The sequence below is a fragment of the Saccharopolyspora oryzae genome (assembly GCF_027853915.1).
In the GTDB taxonomy this organism is placed as follows: Bacteria; Actinomycetota; Actinomycetes; order Mycobacteriales; family Pseudonocardiaceae; genus Saccharopolyspora; species Saccharopolyspora oryzae.
Genome location: NZ_JAQGLA010000074.1, coordinates 1 through 18214, shown reverse-complemented (window position 1 = coordinate 18214; position 18214 = coordinate 1). Strand labels below are relative to the sequence as shown.

The 18214-nt window shown below is 69.0% G+C and carries 17 protein-coding genes, 1 tRNA gene and 1 pseudogene; 13 read left to right on the top strand and 6 right to left on the bottom strand.

What is annotated here, in order from left to right; all coding sequences use genetic code 11:
• Window positions 1–104: 104 nt before the first annotated feature.
• A complete protein-coding gene (locus tag OU415_RS30110; protein WP_270952770.1) occupies window positions 105–1457 on the bottom strand; it encodes a hypothetical protein in 1353 nt (450 codons plus the stop codon).
• A 225-nt stretch (window positions 1458–1682) separates the two neighbouring features.
• On the opposite strand from OU415_RS30110, the gene OU415_RS30105 reads away from it, so the two are divergent.
• Together OU415_RS30105 and msrA are read left to right on the top strand one after the other, a co-directional pair.
• Window positions 1683–3572, top strand: coding sequence for an acyltransferase family protein (locus OU415_RS30105; RefSeq protein ID WP_270952769.1), 1890 nt, complete (start codon window positions 1683–1685; stop codon window positions 3570–3572).
• Between the two features lie 21 nt (window positions 3573–3593).
• Entirely contained in the window at window positions 3594–4262 is a 669-nt protein-coding gene (gene msrA, locus OU415_RS30100; protein ID WP_270952768.1) for a peptide-methionine (S)-S-oxide reductase MsrA, read from the top strand.
• A gap of 6 nt (window positions 4263–4268) precedes the next feature.
• On the opposite strand, the gene OU415_RS30095 is transcribed toward msrA, so the two are convergent.
• The gene (locus OU415_RS30095; RefSeq protein ID WP_270952767.1) at window positions 4269–4886 is read right to left on the bottom strand and encodes a maleylpyruvate isomerase family mycothiol-dependent enzyme; all 618 of its coding nucleotides are present in this window, start codon (window positions 4884–4886) and stop codon (window positions 4269–4271) included.
• A gap of 75 nt (window positions 4887–4961) precedes the next feature.
• Window positions 4962–5525 carry a hypothetical protein gene (locus OU415_RS30090; protein ID WP_270952766.1) on the bottom strand — a complete coding sequence of 188 codons (564 nt, stop codon included), beginning with the start codon at window positions 5523–5525 and terminating at the stop codon, window positions 4962–4964.
• Between the two features lie 463 nt (window positions 5526–5988).
• Between OU415_RS30090 and OU415_RS30085 the strand changes: the two genes are divergently transcribed.
• Window positions 5989–6120, top strand: a complete 132-nt coding sequence (locus tag OU415_RS30085) for a hypothetical protein (protein WP_270952765.1) — start codon at window positions 5989–5991, stop codon at window positions 6118–6120.
• 471 nt (window positions 6121–6591) lie between these two features.
• On the opposite strand, the gene OU415_RS30080 is transcribed toward OU415_RS30085, so the two are convergent.
• Both OU415_RS30080 and OU415_RS30075 read right to left on the bottom strand, forming a co-directional pair.
• A tRNA-Gly gene (locus tag OU415_RS30080) sits at window positions 6592–6664 on the bottom strand.
• Between the two features lie 75 nt (window positions 6665–6739).
• Entirely contained in the window at window positions 6740–7147 is a 408-nt protein-coding gene (locus OU415_RS30075; RefSeq protein ID WP_270952764.1) for a PPOX class F420-dependent oxidoreductase, read from the bottom strand.
• Window positions 7148–7234: 87 nt separating this feature from the next.
• On the opposite strand from OU415_RS30075, the gene OU415_RS30070 reads away from it, so the two are divergent.
• The 10 genes and pseudogenes from OU415_RS30070 to OU415_RS30025 all read left to right on the top strand — a co-directional run bounded on the left by OU415_RS30070 (window position 7235) and on the right by OU415_RS30025 (window position 17623).
• The gene (locus tag OU415_RS30070) at window positions 7235–7825 is read left to right on the top strand and encodes an RNA polymerase sigma factor (protein WP_270952763.1); all 591 of its coding nucleotides are present in this window, start codon (window positions 7235–7237) and stop codon (window positions 7823–7825) included.
• Between the two features lie 184 nt (window positions 7826–8009).
• Window positions 8010–8447 (top strand): DUF983 domain-containing protein, encoded by a 438-nt coding sequence (locus tag OU415_RS30065; RefSeq protein WP_270952762.1) that lies wholly within the window; start codon window positions 8010–8012, stop codon window positions 8445–8447.
• Window positions 8448–8476: 29 nt separating this feature from the next.
• Window positions 8477–9328, top strand: coding sequence for an Fpg/Nei family DNA glycosylase (locus OU415_RS30060; RefSeq protein ID WP_270952761.1), 852 nt, complete (start codon window positions 8477–8479; stop codon window positions 9326–9328).
• A 168-nt stretch (window positions 9329–9496) separates the two neighbouring features.
• Window positions 9497–10750 carry a histidine kinase gene (locus OU415_RS30055; protein ID WP_270952785.1) on the top strand — a complete coding sequence of 418 codons (1254 nt, stop codon included), beginning with the start codon at window positions 9497–9499 and terminating at the stop codon, window positions 10748–10750.
• A gap of 9 nt (window positions 10751–10759) precedes the next feature.
• On the top strand, window positions 10760–11665 hold the full coding sequence (locus OU415_RS30050; RefSeq protein WP_270952760.1) for a S49 family peptidase: 906 nt from the start codon (window positions 10760–10762) through the stop codon (window positions 11663–11665).
• Between the two features lie 333 nt (window positions 11666–11998).
• Complete coding sequence (locus OU415_RS30045) at window positions 11999–12829, top strand: LytR/AlgR family response regulator transcription factor (RefSeq protein ID WP_270952759.1); 831 nt, start codon at window positions 11999–12001, stop codon at window positions 12827–12829.
• 16 nt (window positions 12830–12845) lie between these two features.
• Window positions 12846–13250 (top strand): hypothetical protein, encoded by a 405-nt coding sequence (locus tag OU415_RS30040; RefSeq protein WP_270952758.1) that lies wholly within the window; start codon window positions 12846–12848, stop codon window positions 13248–13250.
• A 46-nt stretch (window positions 13251–13296) separates the two neighbouring features.
• Entirely contained in the window at window positions 13297–15039 is a 1743-nt protein-coding gene (locus OU415_RS30035; RefSeq protein ID WP_270952757.1) for a sodium/solute symporter, read from the top strand.
• Window positions 15040–15344: 305 nt separating this feature from the next.
• Window positions 15345–15689 (top strand): annotated as a pseudogene (locus OU415_RS30030) (DUF485 domain-containing protein); the annotation flags it as partial.
• A 410-nt stretch (window positions 15690–16099) separates the two neighbouring features.
• Window positions 16100–17623, top strand: coding sequence for a solute symporter family protein (locus tag OU415_RS30025; protein ID WP_270952784.1), 1524 nt, complete (start codon window positions 16100–16102; stop codon window positions 17621–17623).
• A 54-nt stretch (window positions 17624–17677) separates the two neighbouring features.
• Here the strand turns inward: OU415_RS30025 and OU415_RS30020 are convergent, their stop codons facing one another.
• On the bottom strand, window positions 17678–17896 hold the full coding sequence (locus OU415_RS30020; protein WP_270952756.1) for a hypothetical protein: 219 nt from the start codon (window positions 17894–17896) through the stop codon (window positions 17678–17680).
• Between the last annotated feature and the right edge of the window lie 318 nt (window positions 17897–18214).

The following is an 18214-nucleotide window of genomic DNA, read 5'->3' as shown; positions in this document are numbered from 1 at the left end:
GCGTCAGGCACCTGCGGGAGGCCGGGTGCGTCCGGTGTGGACTGGGGAAGCGAACGGCCCGTTCACCTCATCTGCCGAGGTGAACGGGCCGTTCGGTTCGTTCGTCAGTCGCGGACGGTCGGCGGGGTGTGGGCGAGCTGCTGCTCGAGCACCGACTTGAAGGTCTGCTGGGCGTTGTCGCCGGTCACGTCGAGGATCACGACCCAGCCGTGCGCCACGTACGCGGTGCGGAAGGTGCTGCCGGTGGAGACCACCTGCACGCCCTTGTACGACAGGTCCTCCGAGACGGCCAGGCCCTGCTGCGCGTCGATGTACTTCTCCGACACGGTCTTCGCCGCGTCCTGGCTCGGCATCCGCAGCGCGAGCAGCGTGACCTTCGGCGGGCCGTCGGTCCCGTTGAACCAGCCGTCGGACAGGCCGTTCTGGAGCGCGGTGTCCAGCACCGGCTTCGGCTGCAGCAGACCGGCCTTGTGGCCCTCCAGCGCCGGCACGTCCAGCGCCCCGTTCCACGGGTGCGGCGCGCCCTGCAGACCGACCAGCACGTCCTGCGGGTTGGCCGGCGGGTTGGGGTTGGCCGCGGGCGGCTCGGGCAGTTCCTTGGTCGGCGGAGGCGGCGGGGCCTGCTCGGTGGTCTCCTGCTCGGCGGTGTTGTTCGTGCTGTCGCCACCGCTGGTGAGGTAGAAGATCAGCGCGACGACCAGGCCGACCACCAGCACACCGCCGATGGACAGCCCGGCGATCAGCTTGCCCTTGCCGGACTTGCCCGCGTTGTCGAACACCTCGGGTCCCTGCCGCATCCAGGACGCGTCGCCGTGCTCCGGCGGTCCGCCGGGCAGGTCGTCGCCCCACGGGGTGCCGGTGTTCTCGACCGCGCCCCAACCCTGCTGCGGCCCCCACTGCGGCTGCTGCGGCGCCGGCCACTGCTGCTGGACGGGCTGTTGGACCGGCTGCTGCTGGTTGAGGTTGACGACCTGAGTGCTCTCGGAGTCGTTCGCGGGCGGCGTCTGCGATGCGTTCGCGAGCGGGTTCGGCACGACCTGCGTGGCCTCGCCGGAAGCGGCGGGCTGCGGCTGGTTCGGCTGCTGCTGGGCCTGCTGCTGTGCGCCCTGCGCGGCGGCATCTCCCCAGCTGAACGCGGGCGGGAACGGGTTCGCCTGCTGCGGCTGCTGCGGGAATCCGCCGGATGGCGTGCCCGGCTGCTGCTGCGGGAATCCGCCGGACGGCGTGCCCGGCTGCTGCTGCGGAACGCCACCCGACGGCGTGCCCGGCTGCTGCTGCGGCAGCTCGCCCGACGGCGGATTGGGCTGCTGCTGCGGGAATCCGCCGGACGCAGGCCCGTTCTGCCCGTCCTGGGCCCGGCCGAGCACGGCGTCTCGTCGCTGCCGGTACTCCTCGGCGGAAATCCGTCCAGCCGCGAGTTCGGCGTCGAGATTCTGCAGCTCGTCTTGCCAGGTCACGATGCGCCCTTTCCCGGAATGTTCAGCGAACGCCCCCACATGCGATCGATCGCCATTCTGGCACCCGCTCGGGGGGATGCGGGGCACCGGCCGGATAACGATCGAGCGCCTGCTCTGGTCGTGGTGAGCACTACGAGGTAATGGGTCCCGAACCGCCGCGCCCCCAGCTAGGCTACGCAGCGTTGTGCTGGCTGGCGGGGGCCTTGACTTGATGGGGTGATCTGGGTGGGTGATGCGCGGGTCGTGCACACCCGTCCGGAGTTGTTCGCCGAACCGCATCACGGCTTCGCCTGGATCCGCATGATCGGCGCGCTGGCGGTGATCTACGGGCACAGCTCGCCGCTCGCCGGCACGGGTCTGCTGTTCTCCGAGGACTGGGCGCTGCAGCCCGACGAAGGCGTCCTCATGGGGTTCTTCGCGATGAGCGGCTTCCAGATCACGGAGAGCTGGGTCCGCGACCCCCACCTGGGGCGGTTCGCCGCGAAGCGGGTCCTCCGCCTGTGGCCGCCGATGCTCACCGTGACCTTGGCGATGGCGCTGATCATCGGCCCGCTGGTCACCACCCTGACGGCCGGCGAGTACTTCGCCGCGCACGGCACCTGGGGCTACATCGTCAACAACGCGGGCCTGCTCACCCTCAAGCACGAGCTGCCCGGCGTCTTCGTGGACAACCCGTGGCCGAACGCGGTGAACGGTTCGCTGTGGACGCTGCCGATGGAGCTGATCGCCTACACGGGCCTGTTCCTGCTGCTGGCGCTCGGCGCGGGCCGGCACAAGTACCGCTGGCTGACGGTGGTCGCGCTCGTCGCGCTGGTCATCTGGGACCGCCACCTGGAGCAGATCCCCGGCCCGGAGTCGGCGGGTTCGCTGCTCAGCGTCCCGGTCGAGTCGCTGGTCGCGTTCCTGGTCGCGTTCGCCTTCGGCGTGGTGCTCAACCTCTACCGGATCCCGCTGTCGCCGCTGGCCGGGGCCGCCGGGCTCGTGGTGATGGCGCTGATGCCCAACAGCATCGCGGCGTCGTTCCTGATGGTCTTCGCGGTCAGCTACGCGGTGGTGCTGGCCGGGCACTTCTGGCCGGCGAAGCTGACCGTCCCGGGCGTGTGGGTCAACGGCAGCTACGGCGTGTACGTCTGGGGCTTCCCGATCCAGCAGTTGCTGGCCATGGCCGGGGTCCGCAACGAGTGGCTGATGCTGATCTGCGCGGCCCCGCTGGCGTACGTGATCGGCACCTTGTCGTGGAAGTTCATCGAGGACCCGACGATGAAGCTCCGCCACTACCTGACTCCAGCGGCGCCGAAGAAGGCCGACGAGGACCGGGTGGAGGAGGACGAGCCGGACGACGAGACCGGCGAGGACGACCTCCCGGCGCCCGAAGCGACCACGAAGGTCACCCCGGTCGGCCGCCCGGCCCGCCGCCGCCCCACCTCGTCCCGCGCCGGAGACGACGCCCCCGCCGACGAGGAGTCGCCGCGCCGCGCCAGGCCGGTCGATGCGAAGCGGAACGGCGCCCGCCGGGTGGAGCCGAATCCCGCCGCTGAGCTCGGCGAACCGGCTCGGAACAACGGTGCTCGGCCGAGCGAGGACACCGTCCAACCCCGCAGGAGCGCGGGCGAGGAGACCCAGTGGACCGAGCCGCCGCGCCGCGCCAGGCCGGTGGAGCCGAACCCCGCCGCCCGACCGCCCGAGGACGTCGACAACGCCAGACAGGGCAGGAGGCGCGCGGAAGCCAGGCCGAACCCGCCCGGACCGGCCCAGCCGCGCCGCGACATCGAACCGAACGGCGTCAACCAGCCGACCAACGGCACCCCGGTGCCGAACGGAGTCCGCCCACCCCGGCGCAACGGCGCACCGCAGCAACCGCCCGCGCCCGTCCGGAACGGCGCGGTGCCCCAGCGTCCGATCGACGCCCCGCGCCGCCGTCCGGCCCCGGCCCCGGCCCCGGAGGAGTCGGCGCTGTCCAAGCGCCTCTCCGGCGAGGTGGAACCCCAGCAACCTCCCGCTGCCCGCCCCCGCCCACCGGTCCGCCGCGGGACGGGGCGCCACGCGCGCCCGGAACCCCCGCAGGTCCCGGAGGAGGAGACCCGGCCCCATCCCAGGTACCAGGACCGCCGCTGAGCGGCGCGTACCCTCGGGACCATGGCGCTTTTCGGTGACAAGACGAGGCTGATCGACGAATCGACGGCCCTGCCGGGCAGGCAGACCCCGCTGCCGGTGGCCGAGCACCACGCGGTGCACCCGGATCGCCGGATCGTCCCGCCGTTCCCGGAGGGCTACGAGACGGCGGTCGTCGGCATGGGCTGCTTCTGGGGCGCGGAGCGCGCCTTCTGGCAGACCGAGGGAGTGTGGACCACGGCGGTCGGCTACGCGGGCGGCTACACCCCGAACCCGACGTACGAAGAGGTCTGCTCCGGCCGCACCGGCCACGCCGAGGTGGTCCTGGCGGTCTTCGACCCGAAGGTGATCACCTACACCCAGCTCCTCAAGGTCTTCTGGGAGAACCACGACCCGACCCAGGGCATGCGCCAGGGCAACGACATCGGCACCCAGTACCGCTCGGCGATCTACGCCACCGACGAGGCCCAGCTGGCGGAAGCGGAAGCCAGCCGCCAGGCCTTCCAGGCGGCCCTGACGGACGCGGGTCGCGGCGAGATCACCACGGAGATCGCCCCACTCAAGGCCTTCTACTACGCGGAGACCTACCACCAGCAGTACCTGAGCGACGCCAAGAACCCCAACGGCTACTGCGGCCTGGCGGGCACCGGAGTCTCCTGCCCGATCGGCACCGGAGTCACCACCCAGGACTGAGCCGGCTCAGCGGGCGCGGAGCGCTGCGACGCCTTCGCCTTCGAGGTCGTCGCAGTACGCCGTGCGCCCGACCATCGCCATCGTGAGCGCCAAGGTGCTCCCGGTGACGAGCTTCCCCTCGCCGGTGCTGAACGGACCGTCGTCCGCGACGAGCCGCAGGCCACCGATCCGGCCCTTGGCCAGGACGACCAGATCGGTGCTGGCGTAGTGCTCGGCGACCTGCGTGATCGCGGCGATCGGGTGGTCGCGGTGGATGCCCAGCGGCCGCCGGATGTCTTCGCCGTGCACGATCACCTCCCCGAGCATCGACACCACCGGGATCGGCGGTTTCGTCCTGCTGGGGATGGCGCGGCGGAACCTCTCGAGCGTTTCGGCTCCGTCGGCCCCCATCTGCTCGGCCAAGCGCATGGCGACCTGCGCGTCGAAGTCGAACCGGCACCGGATCACCCCGGCCAGCCACCGCACCGGGTTGAGCGTCGCTCCGGCGGTGATGTGGGCGAGCACCTCCCGCACGGTCAACCCGTCGCACAACGACGGTGTCGTCCACTCCTCGTCCAGCTCTGAAAGATCAGCCGCAAGAGCTGCTCGTTCAGCCTCGACCAACGACCACAGCGCACCAGTCATACCGAGTTCTCCACCTCATCAAAGGACCGCGTCTCCCAATGGACCCCGAGGACACCGGAGATTCATCGCTGGTCGTCACTCGGGTCGGCCGGCGGTGGCGAGGAGGTCCTCGGCCACCTGGTGGGCCACTGCTTCGAGGTGGGGTGCTGGGCCGGGGGCGGTGTAGCGGACTGCGACCGTCATGTTGGCCCGCGCCGCCACCAGCTGGACGTCCCGCGGGGAGCGGATGAGGACAGCTCGGGCGTCGAGGTCCGGTGCGGAGGCGGCGCCCGGCTCCAGTTCGAGGTAGTCGAGGAAGTCGTCGACGTAGGTGGTGTCCGGGCGGGTTTCGCGGTCGAACTCGACCGCCATCTCGACGTGCAGCCGAGTCCGCTGCTCGCCGCGCACGCGCCACTGGCACTTCGAGCTGGGCCGCTGACCTTCGGCGTCGTGGCGCTCGTCGTGGATCTCCGCGTCGCCCGGCTCGAACGCCTTCCGAAGGGCCTGTTCCGAAACCGCCTCGCAGGTGTTCGGCACGCCCGCATAACCGGGCGCCGAGCTGGAGGGGAGCAGGTACCTGGCCACGACGAGCCCGCCGGCGATGGCGAGCAACGGCAGACCAAGCCCTACCAACCGCCGCACCCGAGAGCGAGCGGACACGCAGCACCTCCCGGACGACAACGCGTTCTCCGGGGAGGAGTTTATCGACGAATCACCCGATCCAGGGATGACTCAACCAAGCTCACCAACACGCGGCCCCAGACAGCGTGAGTGGCGATGGCGGCTCTCACCACCATCGCCACTCACACGCCCGGAAAAGGTGAACGAAATGACCCCACGGGGGCCTATTCGCACAAAATTCATCCGGAAACTCGAACCCGAAAATGATGCGCAACCACACGCGCGGAGAAAGCGCAATTCAAAAGCGCTGAAGAGCGAGAACGGAGTGCCGCACCCACCGCCGAATGCGGCACTCCGCGTCCATCAACCGTCCTGGCCCTGAACGCTTTCGCCCTGAGCGTGGCTCTCGGCCCAACCGCTTCCGTGGACGAAACTGGACGAGGAACCGCCCTGAGCAGCCCCGCCCTGACCGCCCTGCCCACTGCCCCCATCCCGAGCAGAAGTGCTGCTGGTGGTGCTCATGTGGGAAGACGTGGTGGTGCTGGACGTGCTGGAGCTGGTCCCACTGCCCTGGGTGGACGTGTACCGGTGGTTGCTGCTCTGCCAGGTGAGAGTCTCCGAAGACCCCGGGTGAAAGTAGGGATCCCCGACGGCACTGGCGACACCACCACCGCACATCCCGAGAGCCCCAACGGCCAACAAGCCAACGACAACCCGACGCATGGAGAAACCTCCGAACAACGAGAACAAGGCACCTAAAAGAAGATCACACCCCACCAACCCCCGCCCCCCGCAAAACAAAAGTTCCCAATTTCGAGCGAACAAAAAAAGATCAAAAACCAAAACCCAAGCAGAACCCCACCCCTACCCCCACACCAACGCGAAGCCCACACCCACGAGCTCCCCGAGCCCACCTCGACGGCCGAAGGCCGGAGCACTCCTCGAACGGCTGGTCCCCAACCCAGGCCGGGTACGCCACCCATCGCAAGGAGCAAGCGAATGGCAACCCCCGCACCGTGGGGGGCTTGGGGGGTTCGAACCCCCCAATAAAATGGCGAAGGAGCCGAGTCCAACGCGAATGCGTGGCACACGGCTCCCAGCTCCGAGCGGATGACGGGACTCGAACCCGCGACCCTCACCTTGGCAAGGTGATGCGCTACCAGCTGCGCTACATCCGCATTTTCATCGCCCTGTTGGGCTGTTGGGGACTACTTTAGCCCATGGTTCAGGGCTCGTTCACAGGGGGGTCCTCATCAGTTCGGGGCGGATGTTGCGCGGGTGGGGGTGATGCGCAGCAGCACGCGTTGTTCGGCCTGCATGGCCTGGCGATATGCGGGCCAGTCGGGGTGTTCGCCGGAGATGCTGCGGTAGTAGTCCTCGAGCAGGGGGAGGGCGTCGGGGAGTTCCACGATCTCCACTTCGCCGTCGAGCTGGATCCAGCGGCCGAAGAATTCGTCGGGGAGGACGCAGAGCCACGCGTGTGGGTGGCGGCGCAGGTTGCGGACTTTGGCGGAGCCAGCGACAGTGCTGACGGTGACGTGTCCGGCGCGGTCCGTGGTGGCCGGTACCGGCGTCATCTGGGGGGTTCCGTCGGTTCGCAGCGTGCTGAGCACAGCGCGGTGCTGGTGGCCGATCGTTTCGCGGGCTTCGTCGAGATCCATCGCGACCTCCGGGTGCCGGGACGTCCACGGTAGCGATTCCGGTCGGTGTTCGGGGGTTCACCGGTCGGCTCGGTCGGGGGAGGAATTGTGGGGGCGGACCAGGTCGCGTCGGATGACGTGGTGCTGTTGGGGCGGTTGCGGGACGGCGATGACGCCGCTTTCGGGGAGTTGTACCGCCGTCATTCGCCGATGGTGCGGCGCTTCGCGTTGAGCATGCAGCGGCCGGGGATCGACGTCGACGACGTGGTGGCCGAGGTTTTCTTGCGCGTGCTGCGGGCGGTTCGGTCTGGTCGCGGGCCTCGGGATGCGGTCCGCACGTACTTGTTCACGGTGGTTCGGCGGGTGTTGGCGGAGTGGGTGGCCGCGCGGCGGGACGAGTTGATGAACTCCGACGAGTTGGGCGAGCACGTGCCGCGGCAGGGGGATCACCAGGTCACGCAGGCCGAGCGCGAGCTGCTGGCCCGGGCGTTCTCGCGGTTGCCGGCGCGGTGGCGCGAGGTGCTGTGGCGCACCGAGGTGGAGGGGCACCGCCCGGCGAGCATCGCGCAGCAGTTGGGTTTGACGCCGAATGCGACGGCGGTGTTGGCGCACCGGGCGCGGCGCGGGCTGCGTGAGGCGTATCACCAAGCTTCCGAGGTGCCGGTGGGGCGGGCGCGGAGGTGCCTGCGCCGGGTTTGACGTGCTGCCGGGGGGTTGGCCGGAGCGCTCAGCATGATCGACAATGGGCCCGTTCGGGGACGACTATCACCCGTCGGGCCCATGACGCGCGCGGTACCGTTGCTCCACGCTCGGTTAGCGCCGGGGTTCGAGTGGCGATGCGATGTTGTTGAGGCGACCAGCCCGGGTGGGCGGGGAGGCGACGATGAACCGGGTGGTGCGGGGCTCCGACGGCCGCGAGTGGACCATCAAGGCGAGTTTGGAGTGGTCCAATCCGATCGCGGCGGAGGAGTTCGAGCACGACGTCAACGGCGGCGCCACGCCTGCCGTGGTGATGGGTGGGGTGCTGCTCTTCCTGGTGGTGCTGTTCGTGGTCTGGACGCCCGAGGACGTGTACGTGCCGCCGTGGCTGATCTTGCTGCTGATCGTGGCGGTGCTGTTCTTCCCGGTCCGCTGGGTGCTGCACCGCCCGTGGACGATCACCGCGGCCACGCCCGGCGATCACGACGAGAACCCGCCGGAGACCTGGGTGGGTGTGGTGCGCGGCTTCTACGACGTCCGCAAGGAGGTCTCCGAGGTGGCCCGCCACATCGAGCTCTACGCGGAACCGGACATGAACGGCAGCCTTCAACCGGTCGAGTAGTCGTTTGGTTTTTCGCGCACACTGGGGTGGTGCCGGAACTTCCTGAAGTCGAAGCGTTGGCCCAGCACCTCCGCGACAACGCCGTGGGCCGGACCGTGGCCCGGGTCGACGTCGCGTCGATGAGCGTGCTGAAGACGGCGAGTCCGCCGTGGACCGAGCTGCACGGCCGCACCGTCACCGCGGCTTCGCGGCGCGGCAAGTACCTGGACCTGGACTGCGACGGGTTGCACCTGGTCTGCCACCTGGCGCGGGCCGGTTGGCTGCGCTGGTCGGACAAGTTGTCGCCGACGCCGCCGAAGCCCGGGCGGGGGCCGATCGCGCTGCGGGTGAACCTGGGCGGGGTCGGGTTCGACCTGACCGAGGCCGGGACCCAGAAGAAGCTCGCGGTCTGGGTGGTCGCCGATCCGGGCGAGGTGCCGGGGATCGCGAAGCTCGGGCCGGATGCGCTGGAGCTGGACGTCGACGGGCTGACCGCGGTCCTGTCCGGGCGCACCGAGCGGATCAAGACGCTGCTCACCGAGCAGTCCTCGATCGCCGGGATCGGCAACGCCTACTCCGACGAGATCCTGCACGCCGCGAAGCTCTCGCCGTTCGCCACCGCGAGCAAGCTCGACGCCGATGCCGTGGCGCGGCTGCACGCGAGCACGCAGGAGATCTTGCGGGACGCGGTGCAGCGCTCGCTCAAGCAGGACGCGGCGCGGTTGAAGGCGGAGAAGCGGTCGGGGTTGCGGGTGCACGCGCGGACCGGTCTGCCGTGCCCGGTGTGCGGCGATCTGGTCCGGGAGGTGTCCTTCGCGGACCGCTCGATGCAGTACTGCCCGACCTGCCAGACCGGGGGCAGGACGCTCGCGGACCGGCGGCTCTCCCGGCTGCTGAAGTAGTTGTCCACAGCCTGTGGATCGATTCGTCCGTTGTGCGCGGGTGCATAGCCGCTGGTGGAATCGGTCGATACCGCTGAACGGAAGAGTAAGGTACCGCTTACCGACGGAAATCGTGCACTGAGCGTAGCTGCCTTGATTCCTGGTGTGCTCGTCGTGCAGATTGATGTTGTGGCGGAGTTGTTGACTGAGCGGACGGTGCTGACCACGCTCGCGGCGCTCGCCGTGCTCGGCATGTTCGTCCTGCTGTGCCGGGCGCGTCGGGTGAGCACCTCGGTGGAGGATGCCACGCTGGCAGCGCTGCACCGCGTGACCAGCGCGGCTCCGCACCTGCGCGCGGGTTTGACGCCGGCTTCGGCGGACAAGGCGGCACCGCACCTGCGGGAACTGCTGGCCTGCGTCGCGGTGGGGATCGTCGACGCGGACGCGACGCTGCTGAGCTGGGACGGCGAGGCCAACCACCACTACGCCGACCTGCGCGGCAAGATCGAGCAGGTGCTGCGCACCGGCAAGCGCGAGTTCCTCGACCACGGCGACGTGACCTGCGAGCACCGGCCGTGCCCTATGCGGCACGCCGTCGTGGTGCCGCTGGAGGTCGAGCACGAGACCCGGGGCGCGCTGGCGGTGATCGCCGGCGGCGACCGCAAGCGGCTGCTCCGCGCGGCCGGCGAGGTCGCCAACCACGTCTCGACCCAGCTGGAGCTCGCCGAGCTGCAGGAGTCCAAGGAACGCCTGGCGCAGGCCGAGGTCCGCGCGCTGCGGGCGCAGATCTCGCCGCACTTCATCTACAACGCGCTGAACACCATCGGTTCGCTGATCCGCACCGATCCGGAGCACGCGCGTGACCTGCTGCAGGAGTTCGCCGACTTCACCCGCTACTCGTTCCGCACCAGCGGCCTCTACACCACGCTGGCCGACGAGATCCGCAACATCGACCGCTACCTGACGCTGGAGAGCGCCCGGTTCGGCCCGGACCGGCTGCGGGTGCAGCTCAAGATCGCGCCGGAGGTCCTGCCGGTCGTGGTGCCGTTCCTGGCGCTGCAGCCCCTGGTGGAGAACGCGGTCCGGCACGGACTGGCGAACAAGCCGGGCGGCGGAACCGTGTCGGTGACCGCCGAGGACAACGGGACCGAGGCGCTGATCAGCGTCGACGACGACGGCATCGGGATGGACCCGGACCGGCTCGACGCCGAGCTCTCCGACGCGCACATGACCGGTGCGCACGTCGGCCTTGGCAACATCAACAACCGGATGCGGGCGACCTTCGGCAACGACTACGGCCTGGTCGTGGAGACCGAGCAGGACGCGGGCATGAAGGTCATCATGCGGGTGCCGAAGTTCGCGCCGGGCGTGCGTCCGGTGCCGCCGCCGGCCTTCGACGAAACGGGCGTCGGATTGGCGGCCGGCCCTGCGGTGAGCCGGTAACGTCGGGGTATGACCGAGAAGGCGCCGCAGAAGTTCACCGACCTGTTGTCCGGCAAGTTGTCCTCGAAGCTGCCGGCCAAGCTCGCCGAGCGAGCGGAGCGCGGGCCGGTGGTGGCGGTGGTGAAGCTGCACGGCGTCATCACGTCGACGCCGTCGCCGATGAGCCGGCCGACGATCTCGACCCAGACCGTGGAGTCGGCGCTGACCCGAGCATTCGGCCAGGACCGGCTCACCGGCGTGGTGCTGTCGGTGAACTCGCCGGGCGGCGCGCCGACGCAGTCCGCGCTGGTGGCGGACCGGATTCGCGAGCTGGCCGCGGAGAAGGACGTGCCGGTGATCGCCTACTGCGAGGACGTCGCGGCGTCCGGCGGGTACTGGCTGGCCTGCGCGGCCGACGAGATCTACGCGCACCAGACGTCGATCGTGGGATCCGTCGGGGTGGTCAGCGCGAGCTTCGGGCTCAACGGGTTGATCGAGAAGCTGGGCGTGGAGCGCCGGGTCTACACCGCGGGCGCGCACAAGGTGCGGCTGGACCCGTTCGTCCCGGAGAAGGAAGAGGACGTGGAGTGGCTGCGCGGCCTGCAGGGCGAGCTGCACGAGCAGTTCCGGGACTGGGTGCGCAAGCGCCGCGGCAGCAAGCTCAACGGCACCGACGACGAGCTGTTCTCCGGTGAGGTGTGGACCGGCGGGAAGGCGGCGGAGCTCGGCCTGGTGGACGGGGTGGGTTCGCTGCGGGAGATCGTGAAGGAGAAGTTCCCGGACGCGCACCTGCACACCGTCGAAGCGCGCAAACCGCTGCTGGCCAGGCTCGGCATGTCCTCCGGAGTTCGCCTCGGCGGATCCCCCGCGGACACCGTTCTGTCCACTGTGGAGGCCCTGGAACACCGCGCGATGTGGAACCGCTTCGGGCTCTGACGGCCGAATTCGACGGTTCCAACTGGAACTGTGATCTCGGAACGTGATCGACCGCAGTTTCAATTGAAACTGCGGTCGATTTGCGCGAACGAGCGCGCCTACTGTGCGGACGGTGATCATCGCGATTGCGCTCTGTTGATCATGTCACTGGGGTTGTCACTCGTTCGGCGGTAGTTGCTGGGCTGAACGGGCGAAAAACCGTTGCCCCGAGGGGGGAATTCCGTGGTAAGCCCCCTGAAGACCAGTGCGTTCCGTTAGCAATTAGCTTTGTTGGCGAGGCGTGACTGGACTCACTCGGCGCGAGTGGGATTCGACGGCAGGATATGGCGTGCAGTGAGTACACGAGAGAACCCAGCGGGGCTCGTCGTTCTGGCCGTTGACGACGAGATGGCCGGGCTGGACGAGATGAAGTACCTGCTCGGCAACAACCCGAGGGTCGGGCGGGTGCTGACGGCGTTCGACGCGGCCGAGGCACTGCGCCTGCTGCGCAGCGACGACCCCGACCTGTTCGGCCAGCGCGACGCGGACGAGTCCGTCGTGGACGCCGTGTTCGCGGACGTCTCCATGCCCGGGCTCAGCGGGATGGAACTGGCGCGGGTGCTCACCGCGTTCCGCAACCCCCCGGCGCTGGTGTTCATCACCGGGCACGAGGAGAACGCGCTCGAGGCGTTCGAGGTCGGCGCGCTGGACTACATCATGAAACCGGCGAACGCCGAGCGGATCGACCGCGCGCTGCGCACCATCGAGAAGAACAAGCAGCAGGCGGCGAAGGGGCCGCGCGCGCTGGAAGCCGCGACGCCGGACGACGAAGAGGTGATCCCGGTCGAGCTGGCCGGCACCACCAGGATGATCCCGCGCAAGGACGTGCGCTGGGTCGAGGCGCAGGGCGACTACGCGCGCCTGCACACCACCGACGGCTCGCACCTGGTGCGAATCCCCTTGGCGCAGCTGGAAGAGCGCTGGGCCGAGGCCGGGTTCCTGCGCATCCACCGCTCCTTCCTGGTGTCGCTGTCGCTGGTCACCGAGCTGCGGATGTCCTCGTCCGGGTACTCGGTGGTGCTCGGCGGCGGGCAGCCCAAGGAACTTCCGGTCAGCCGTCGGCACACCCGCGAGCTCAAGGACCGCCTGGTCCGCGCGCCGCGGCAGAACTGGGGGCAGCAGTGATCCGCGGTTCGGCCGGATGAGTCCCGACGGCTTCGACGTTCGCGGTCGGCTCGGGGGAACGCACCGGCCGCGCCGCAAGCGCGTGGTGCTCGCCGACCGCCGTCGGACCCGCCAGGTCGCCCGCACGATGCTGGAGCTGGAGGAGCAGACCAGCGTCGGCGAAGTCCTGGTCACCAGCCTGGTGAAAGCGCAGCTGCGCAGTGCCCTGCTGCTGATGGGCGTGGTCGCGGCCGTGCTGTTCGGGCTCCCGGCGCTGTTCTGCGCGGTGCCGGTGCTCGGCGACGTCGCGGTGGTGGGCGTCCGGTTGCCGTGGTTGCTGCTCGGCGTGCTGGTCTACCCGTTCCTGGTGCTGATCGGATACCTCTGCACCCGGCGGGCCGAGCGGCACGAGCGGGACTTCATGGACATCGTCGAGCACTGACGCCCATGAGCGACGACGTGCACACCCGAGCAGCCGGCGAGGCGCGATGACCTCGAATTCCTGGTCCCTGCTCGGCGTCGTGCTGATCGTCGCTGCGACCTTCGCCATCGGGATCTGGGGGTCCCGCTCGGCGCGCACCACCGCGGACTTCTCCGCCGCGCGGCGGGAAGTCCGCGAGGAGCACAACGCCGCGGCGATCTCCGGCGAGTACCTGTCCGCCGCGTCGTTCCTGGGCGTCGCCGGGCTGGTGCTCAAGGACGGCGTCGACGCGCTCTGGTACCCGATCGGCTTCGCGGCCGGGTACTTGGCGCTGATGCTGTTCGTCGCGGCACCGATGCGCCGCTCGGGTGCTTACACGTTGCCGGACTTCGCCGAGGCGCGGCTGGATTCGCTGCGGCTGCGCTCGTTGTGCACGGTGCTCGTGGTGCTGATCGGCTGGCTGTACCTGGTGCCGCAGCTGCAGGGCGCCGGGATGACGTTGTCGGCGATCACCGGTCTTGCGCACTGGGCGGGGATTTTCGCGGTTTCGGCGATCGTGCTGGTCACCGTGGTCACCGGGGTGCTGCGCGCGGCGACCCTGGTGCAGGCCTTCCAGTACTGGGTGAAGCTGTTCGCGATCGTGCTGCCCGCCTTCGTGCTGTTCATCGTGTTCCTGGGCGGTGAGCAGCGGCAGGCGCTGGAAACCCCGGTGCCGCCGGTGTTCCCGCGCGACACCCAGGTGCACCTCGACACCGATGCGCGGTTGACCGTCCGCGAACCGGTGTGGCTGGCCGACCGGGACGGCACCATCTACCTGCAGCCGGGCGAGCACGACCTGCCCGCGGGCAGCGAGCTCCGGTTCCCGGCGGGGGCGGCGGTGCCGGTGGTGTCGGACGCCGAACCGGACAACGCGACCTGGCTGCGGCCGCAGCACGACGGGGCGCTCGGACTGCTCGAGACGTATTCGGTGCTGGTCGCGACGTTGCTGGGCACGATGGGCCTGCCGCACGTGCTGGCCCGCTTCTACACGAACCCGAGCGGTACCGCGGCCCGCCGCACCACGCTGTACGTGATGGCGATGCTCGGGGCGTTCTACCTGTTCCCGACGATCTTCGGGCTGCTGTCCCGGCTGTACGTGCCGCAGCTGCTGGTCACCGGCGAGACGGATGCGGCGGTTCTGCTGCTGCCGAGCGAGATGCTGGGCGGCTGGGGCGGCGGGCTGCTCGCGTCGATCACCGCGGCCGGGGCGTTCGCCGCGTTCCTGTCGACCTCGTCGGGGCTGGTGCTGAGCCTGGCCGGGGTGCTGTCCTCGCGGGACGTGCTGCGCGGGCGCACGTTCGACTTCCGGCTGCTCGCCGTGCTCGCGTGCCTGGTGCCGGCGTTGTTGGCGCTGTTCGCGGACAACCACGACATCGCGCGCAGCGTCGGGTTGGCGTTCGCGATGGCCGCTTCGACGTTCTGCCCGGTGCTGGTGCTCGGGATCTGGTGGCGCGGGCTCACCGCGGCCGGTGCCGCCAGCGGCATGGTGGTCGGCGGCAGCCTGGTGCTGATCGCGGCGCTGCTGACGTACTTCGTGGACCGCGCGGGGACCTGGTGGGCGACGTTGATCGGGCAGCCCGCGCTGGTCACGGTGCCGATCGCGTTCGCGGTCGCCGTGCTGGTCAGCCGGGCGACCTCGGCGCGAGTACCGGCCGGGGTGGGGCGCGTGATGCTGCGGCTGCACGCCCCGGACCGGCTCGGATTCCTCAACGACGAGCTGATCGCGGGCGCTTCCGAACAGCCGGAGACCGGCGGTCGGCACCAGCGCTGAGGGTGATCATCCGATGAGTTGTTTAGTCCATTCATCGCATGTTGGATGGAAAATTGATCACTTTGAGTAACTAGATATTCTGGCGAATCGAATTCAATAGTCCGAACGGGTGAAACTGGGTCGATTTGTCGCAATTACTTGCCTGCACTTGGCCTGCAACGACTTCACTCGATCGTTAGCTTGTGTACTCCCTTCAGGGCTTCCCTGTCGTGGGCGAACTACGTAGCGTTTCCGCCCTGAAAGTGATTCTGGCTTGCGTCCCGGCTGCTCCGGGCCGGGGCCTTTTTTCTGCTGGGAGGAACCCCGTGAGCACCACGGACCAAGTCGGGTCCGGGTCCGGTATCGACGCCGAAACCTGGGCCGCTGCGCAGAGCAGCCCCGAATTCACCGCATTGCGACGCAGGCTGCGCAACTTCGTCTTCCCGGTCTCGGCGCTGTTCCTGGCCTGGTACCTGGTTTACGTGCTGCTCGCCGACTACGCGCACGGCTTCATGAGCATCAAGCTGGTCGGCAACATCAACATCGGCCTGGTGCTGGGCCTGCTGCAGTTCGTGTCCACCTTCGCCATCACGACCGCGTACGTCCGCTACGCCAACCGCAACCTCGACCCGGTCGCGGAGGAGATCCGCAACTCCCTCGAGAGCGGTGCGGCCGCGGCGGAGCCCGAGAAGGCTGACGCCCCGTCGGAGGACGCCGAGAAGAAGGCCACTCCGGCGGCGGACGCCGAGAAGGCTGACGAAGACGCGGCGGATGACGAGAAGGCTGCTGACGAGGACGCGGCGGAGCCCGACGAGGCCGACGACGAGAAGTCGGACGCCGACAAGGCCGATGACGACAAGGTCGACGGCGAGAAGTCGGATGACGAGAAGGCCGACGACGAGAAGCCGGACGCCGACAAGGCTGACGAGAAGGCCGAGAAGGCCGACGAGGACGCGGCGGACGAGGCCGAAGGAGGCCAGAAGAAGTGAACGTCGCACTTTCCCCACTGGCCGCCACTCCGGCGACCGCGCAGAACAGCTGGCTCAACATCGGCATCTTCGCGCTGTTCGTGGCGGTGACGATGGTCGTGGTGTTCCGGGCCAGCCGGAACACGAAGACCGCCGCCGACTACTACGCGGGCGGTCGCGCTTTCACCGGCCCGCAGAACGGCATCGCGATCGCCGGTGACTACCTGTCCGCGGCGTCGTTCCTCGGCATCGCCGGGGCGATCGCGGTCTACGGCTACGACGGCTTCCTGTACTCGATCGGCTTCCTGGTGGCCTGGCTGGTGGCGCTGCTGCTGGTCGCGGAGCTGCTGCGCAACACCGGCAAGTACACGATGGGCGACGTGCTCAGCTTCCGGATGAAGGAACGTCCGGTGCGCACCGCCGCGTCGCTGTCCACCCTGGCCGTGACGTTCTTCTACCTGCTCGCCCAGATGGCCGGTGCCGGTGGTCTGGTCGCGCTGCTGCTGGGCATCTCCAGCAAGACCGGCCAGGCCGTGGTGATCGCCGTGGTCGGCGCGCTGATGATCGTCTACGTGCTGGTCGGCGGCATGAAGGGCACCACCTGGGTGCAGATCATCAAGGCCGCGCTGCTGATCGCGGGCGCGTTCGTGATGACCGTCTGGGTCCTCGGCATGTACGGCTTCAACCTTTCCGGGCTGCTCGGCCACGCCGCCGATGTCGCCGGACCGTCCGTGCTCGACCCGGGTGCCCAGTACGGCAAGACCGGCACCAGCAAGCTCGACTTCATCTCGCTGGGCATCGCGCTGGTGCTCGGCACCGCCGGTCTGCCGCACGTGCTGATGCGCTTCTACACCGTTCCCACCGCCAAGGAAGCCCGCCGCTCGGTGGTCTGGGCGATCTGGCTGATCGGCCTGTTCTACCTGTTCACGCTGGTCCTGGGCTACGGCGCGGGCGCGCTGGTCGGGCCGGACGTGATCAAGGAGGCGCCGGGCGGGGTCAACTCGGCCGCGCCGCTGCTGGCGCTGGAGATCGGCGGCCCGCTGCTGCTGGGCTTCATCGCCGCGGTCGCCTTCGCGACCATCCTGGCCGTGGTCGCGGGTCTGACGATCACCGCGTCCGCCTCGTTCGCGCACGACATCTACGCGAACGTGATCAAGAAGGGCAAGGTGGACGACAAGAACGGCGAGGTCAAGGTCGCCCGGATCACCGCGGTGGTGATCGGCATCGTGTCGATCTTCGGCGGTATCGCGGCCAACGGCCAGAACGTGGCGTTCCTGGTGGCGCTGGCGTTCGCGGTGGCGGCCTCGGCGAACCTGCCGACGCTGCTGTACTCGCTGTTCTGGAAGCGCTTCAACACCAACGGCGCGCTGTGGAGCATCTACGGCGGTCTGGCGATCACGATCGTGCTGATCGTGTTCTCCCCGGCGGTCTCCGGCAACAAGGAGGCGATGTTCCCGGCGCTGGACTTCGCCCTGTTCCCGCTGAAGAACCCGGGTCTGGTGTCGATCCCGCTGTCCTTCCTGCTCGGCTACATCGGCACGGTCGTCAGCAAGGACAAGACGAACGAGGAGAAGTACGCCGAGATGGAGGTCCGCTCCCTCACGGGTGCGGGCGCCGAGAAGGCGGTCTCGCACTGACGTTTCGTCGAGGAGCGCCCGTCCGGCCACGTGCCGGGCGGGCGCTCCGCTGTTTCAGGCCGGGACGAGTTCGGTCTCGGCCGCGGTGAAGTGCACTTCCCACATGTCGTCGTCCACGGGCTGCGGGGTGTTGCCGGCGATCAGGGCTCGCACCCGGGGGTCGGTCATGCGGACGAAGCCGGTGAAGCGGGGCAGCCCGCCTTCGTCCGGGACTTCGGCCAGATGGCCCCAGTCGCTGCCGTTGGGCCAGCGGAGGACGGCTCGGCGAGTCACGGGCACCCCTTTCGGTCGGAGCTGAATCGAACAAGCGAACCTTCGCACGTGATGATCTTGGATCGCCAATTTCGAGCCCAGGACCGACCGAAAGCGTGAACAACCCCGAACGGGACTCGCATTATTCCTGGTCAACGAGGTTTTTCTTGACATTTGTCTTTGATCTTTTGCTTGTATGCGCCGTAGGCGCATAGCCCACCCTCGGCGCTGGCACCGCCGCGGGTTCTCAGCGTTCGCCTGGCGAGGACGGCCCGACTGCCGTGTATTGGCATACATAAAGTCGGGCACCCGGAGTCCAGGCGGGCGCTGAGGTTCCGC

Excerpts from the sequence above, each read along its gene's own strand:
- OU415_RS30040 (WP_270952758.1), top strand. The coding sequence starts at position 12,846 with ATGAGTCCCGACGGCTTCGACGTTCGCGGTCGGCTCGGGGGAACGCAC.
- OU415_RS30050 (WP_270952760.1), top strand. The coding sequence starts at position 10,760 with ATGACCGAGAAGGCGCCGCAGAAGTTCACCGACCTGTTGTCCGGCAAG.
- OU415_RS30025 (WP_270952784.1), top strand. The coding sequence starts at position 16,100 with ATGGTCGTGGTGTTCCGGGCCAGCCGGAACACGAAGACCGCCGCCGAC.
- msrA (WP_270952768.1), top strand. The coding sequence starts at position 3,594 with ATGGCGCTTTTCGGTGACAAGACGAGGCTGATCGACGAATCGACGGCC.
- OU415_RS30095 (WP_270952767.1), bottom strand. The coding sequence starts at position 4,886 with ATGACTGGTGCGCTGTGGTCGTTGGTCGAGGCTGAACGAGCAGCTCTT.
- OU415_RS30075 (WP_270952764.1), bottom strand. The coding sequence starts at position 7,147 with ATGGATCTCGACGAAGCCCGCGAAACGATCGGCCACCAGCACCGCGCT.
- OU415_RS30035 (WP_270952757.1), top strand. The coding sequence starts at position 13,297 with ATGACCTCGAATTCCTGGTCCCTGCTCGGCGTCGTGCTGATCGTCGCT.
- OU415_RS30065 (WP_270952762.1), top strand. The coding sequence starts at position 8,010 with ATGAACCGGGTGGTGCGGGGCTCCGACGGCCGCGAGTGGACCATCAAG.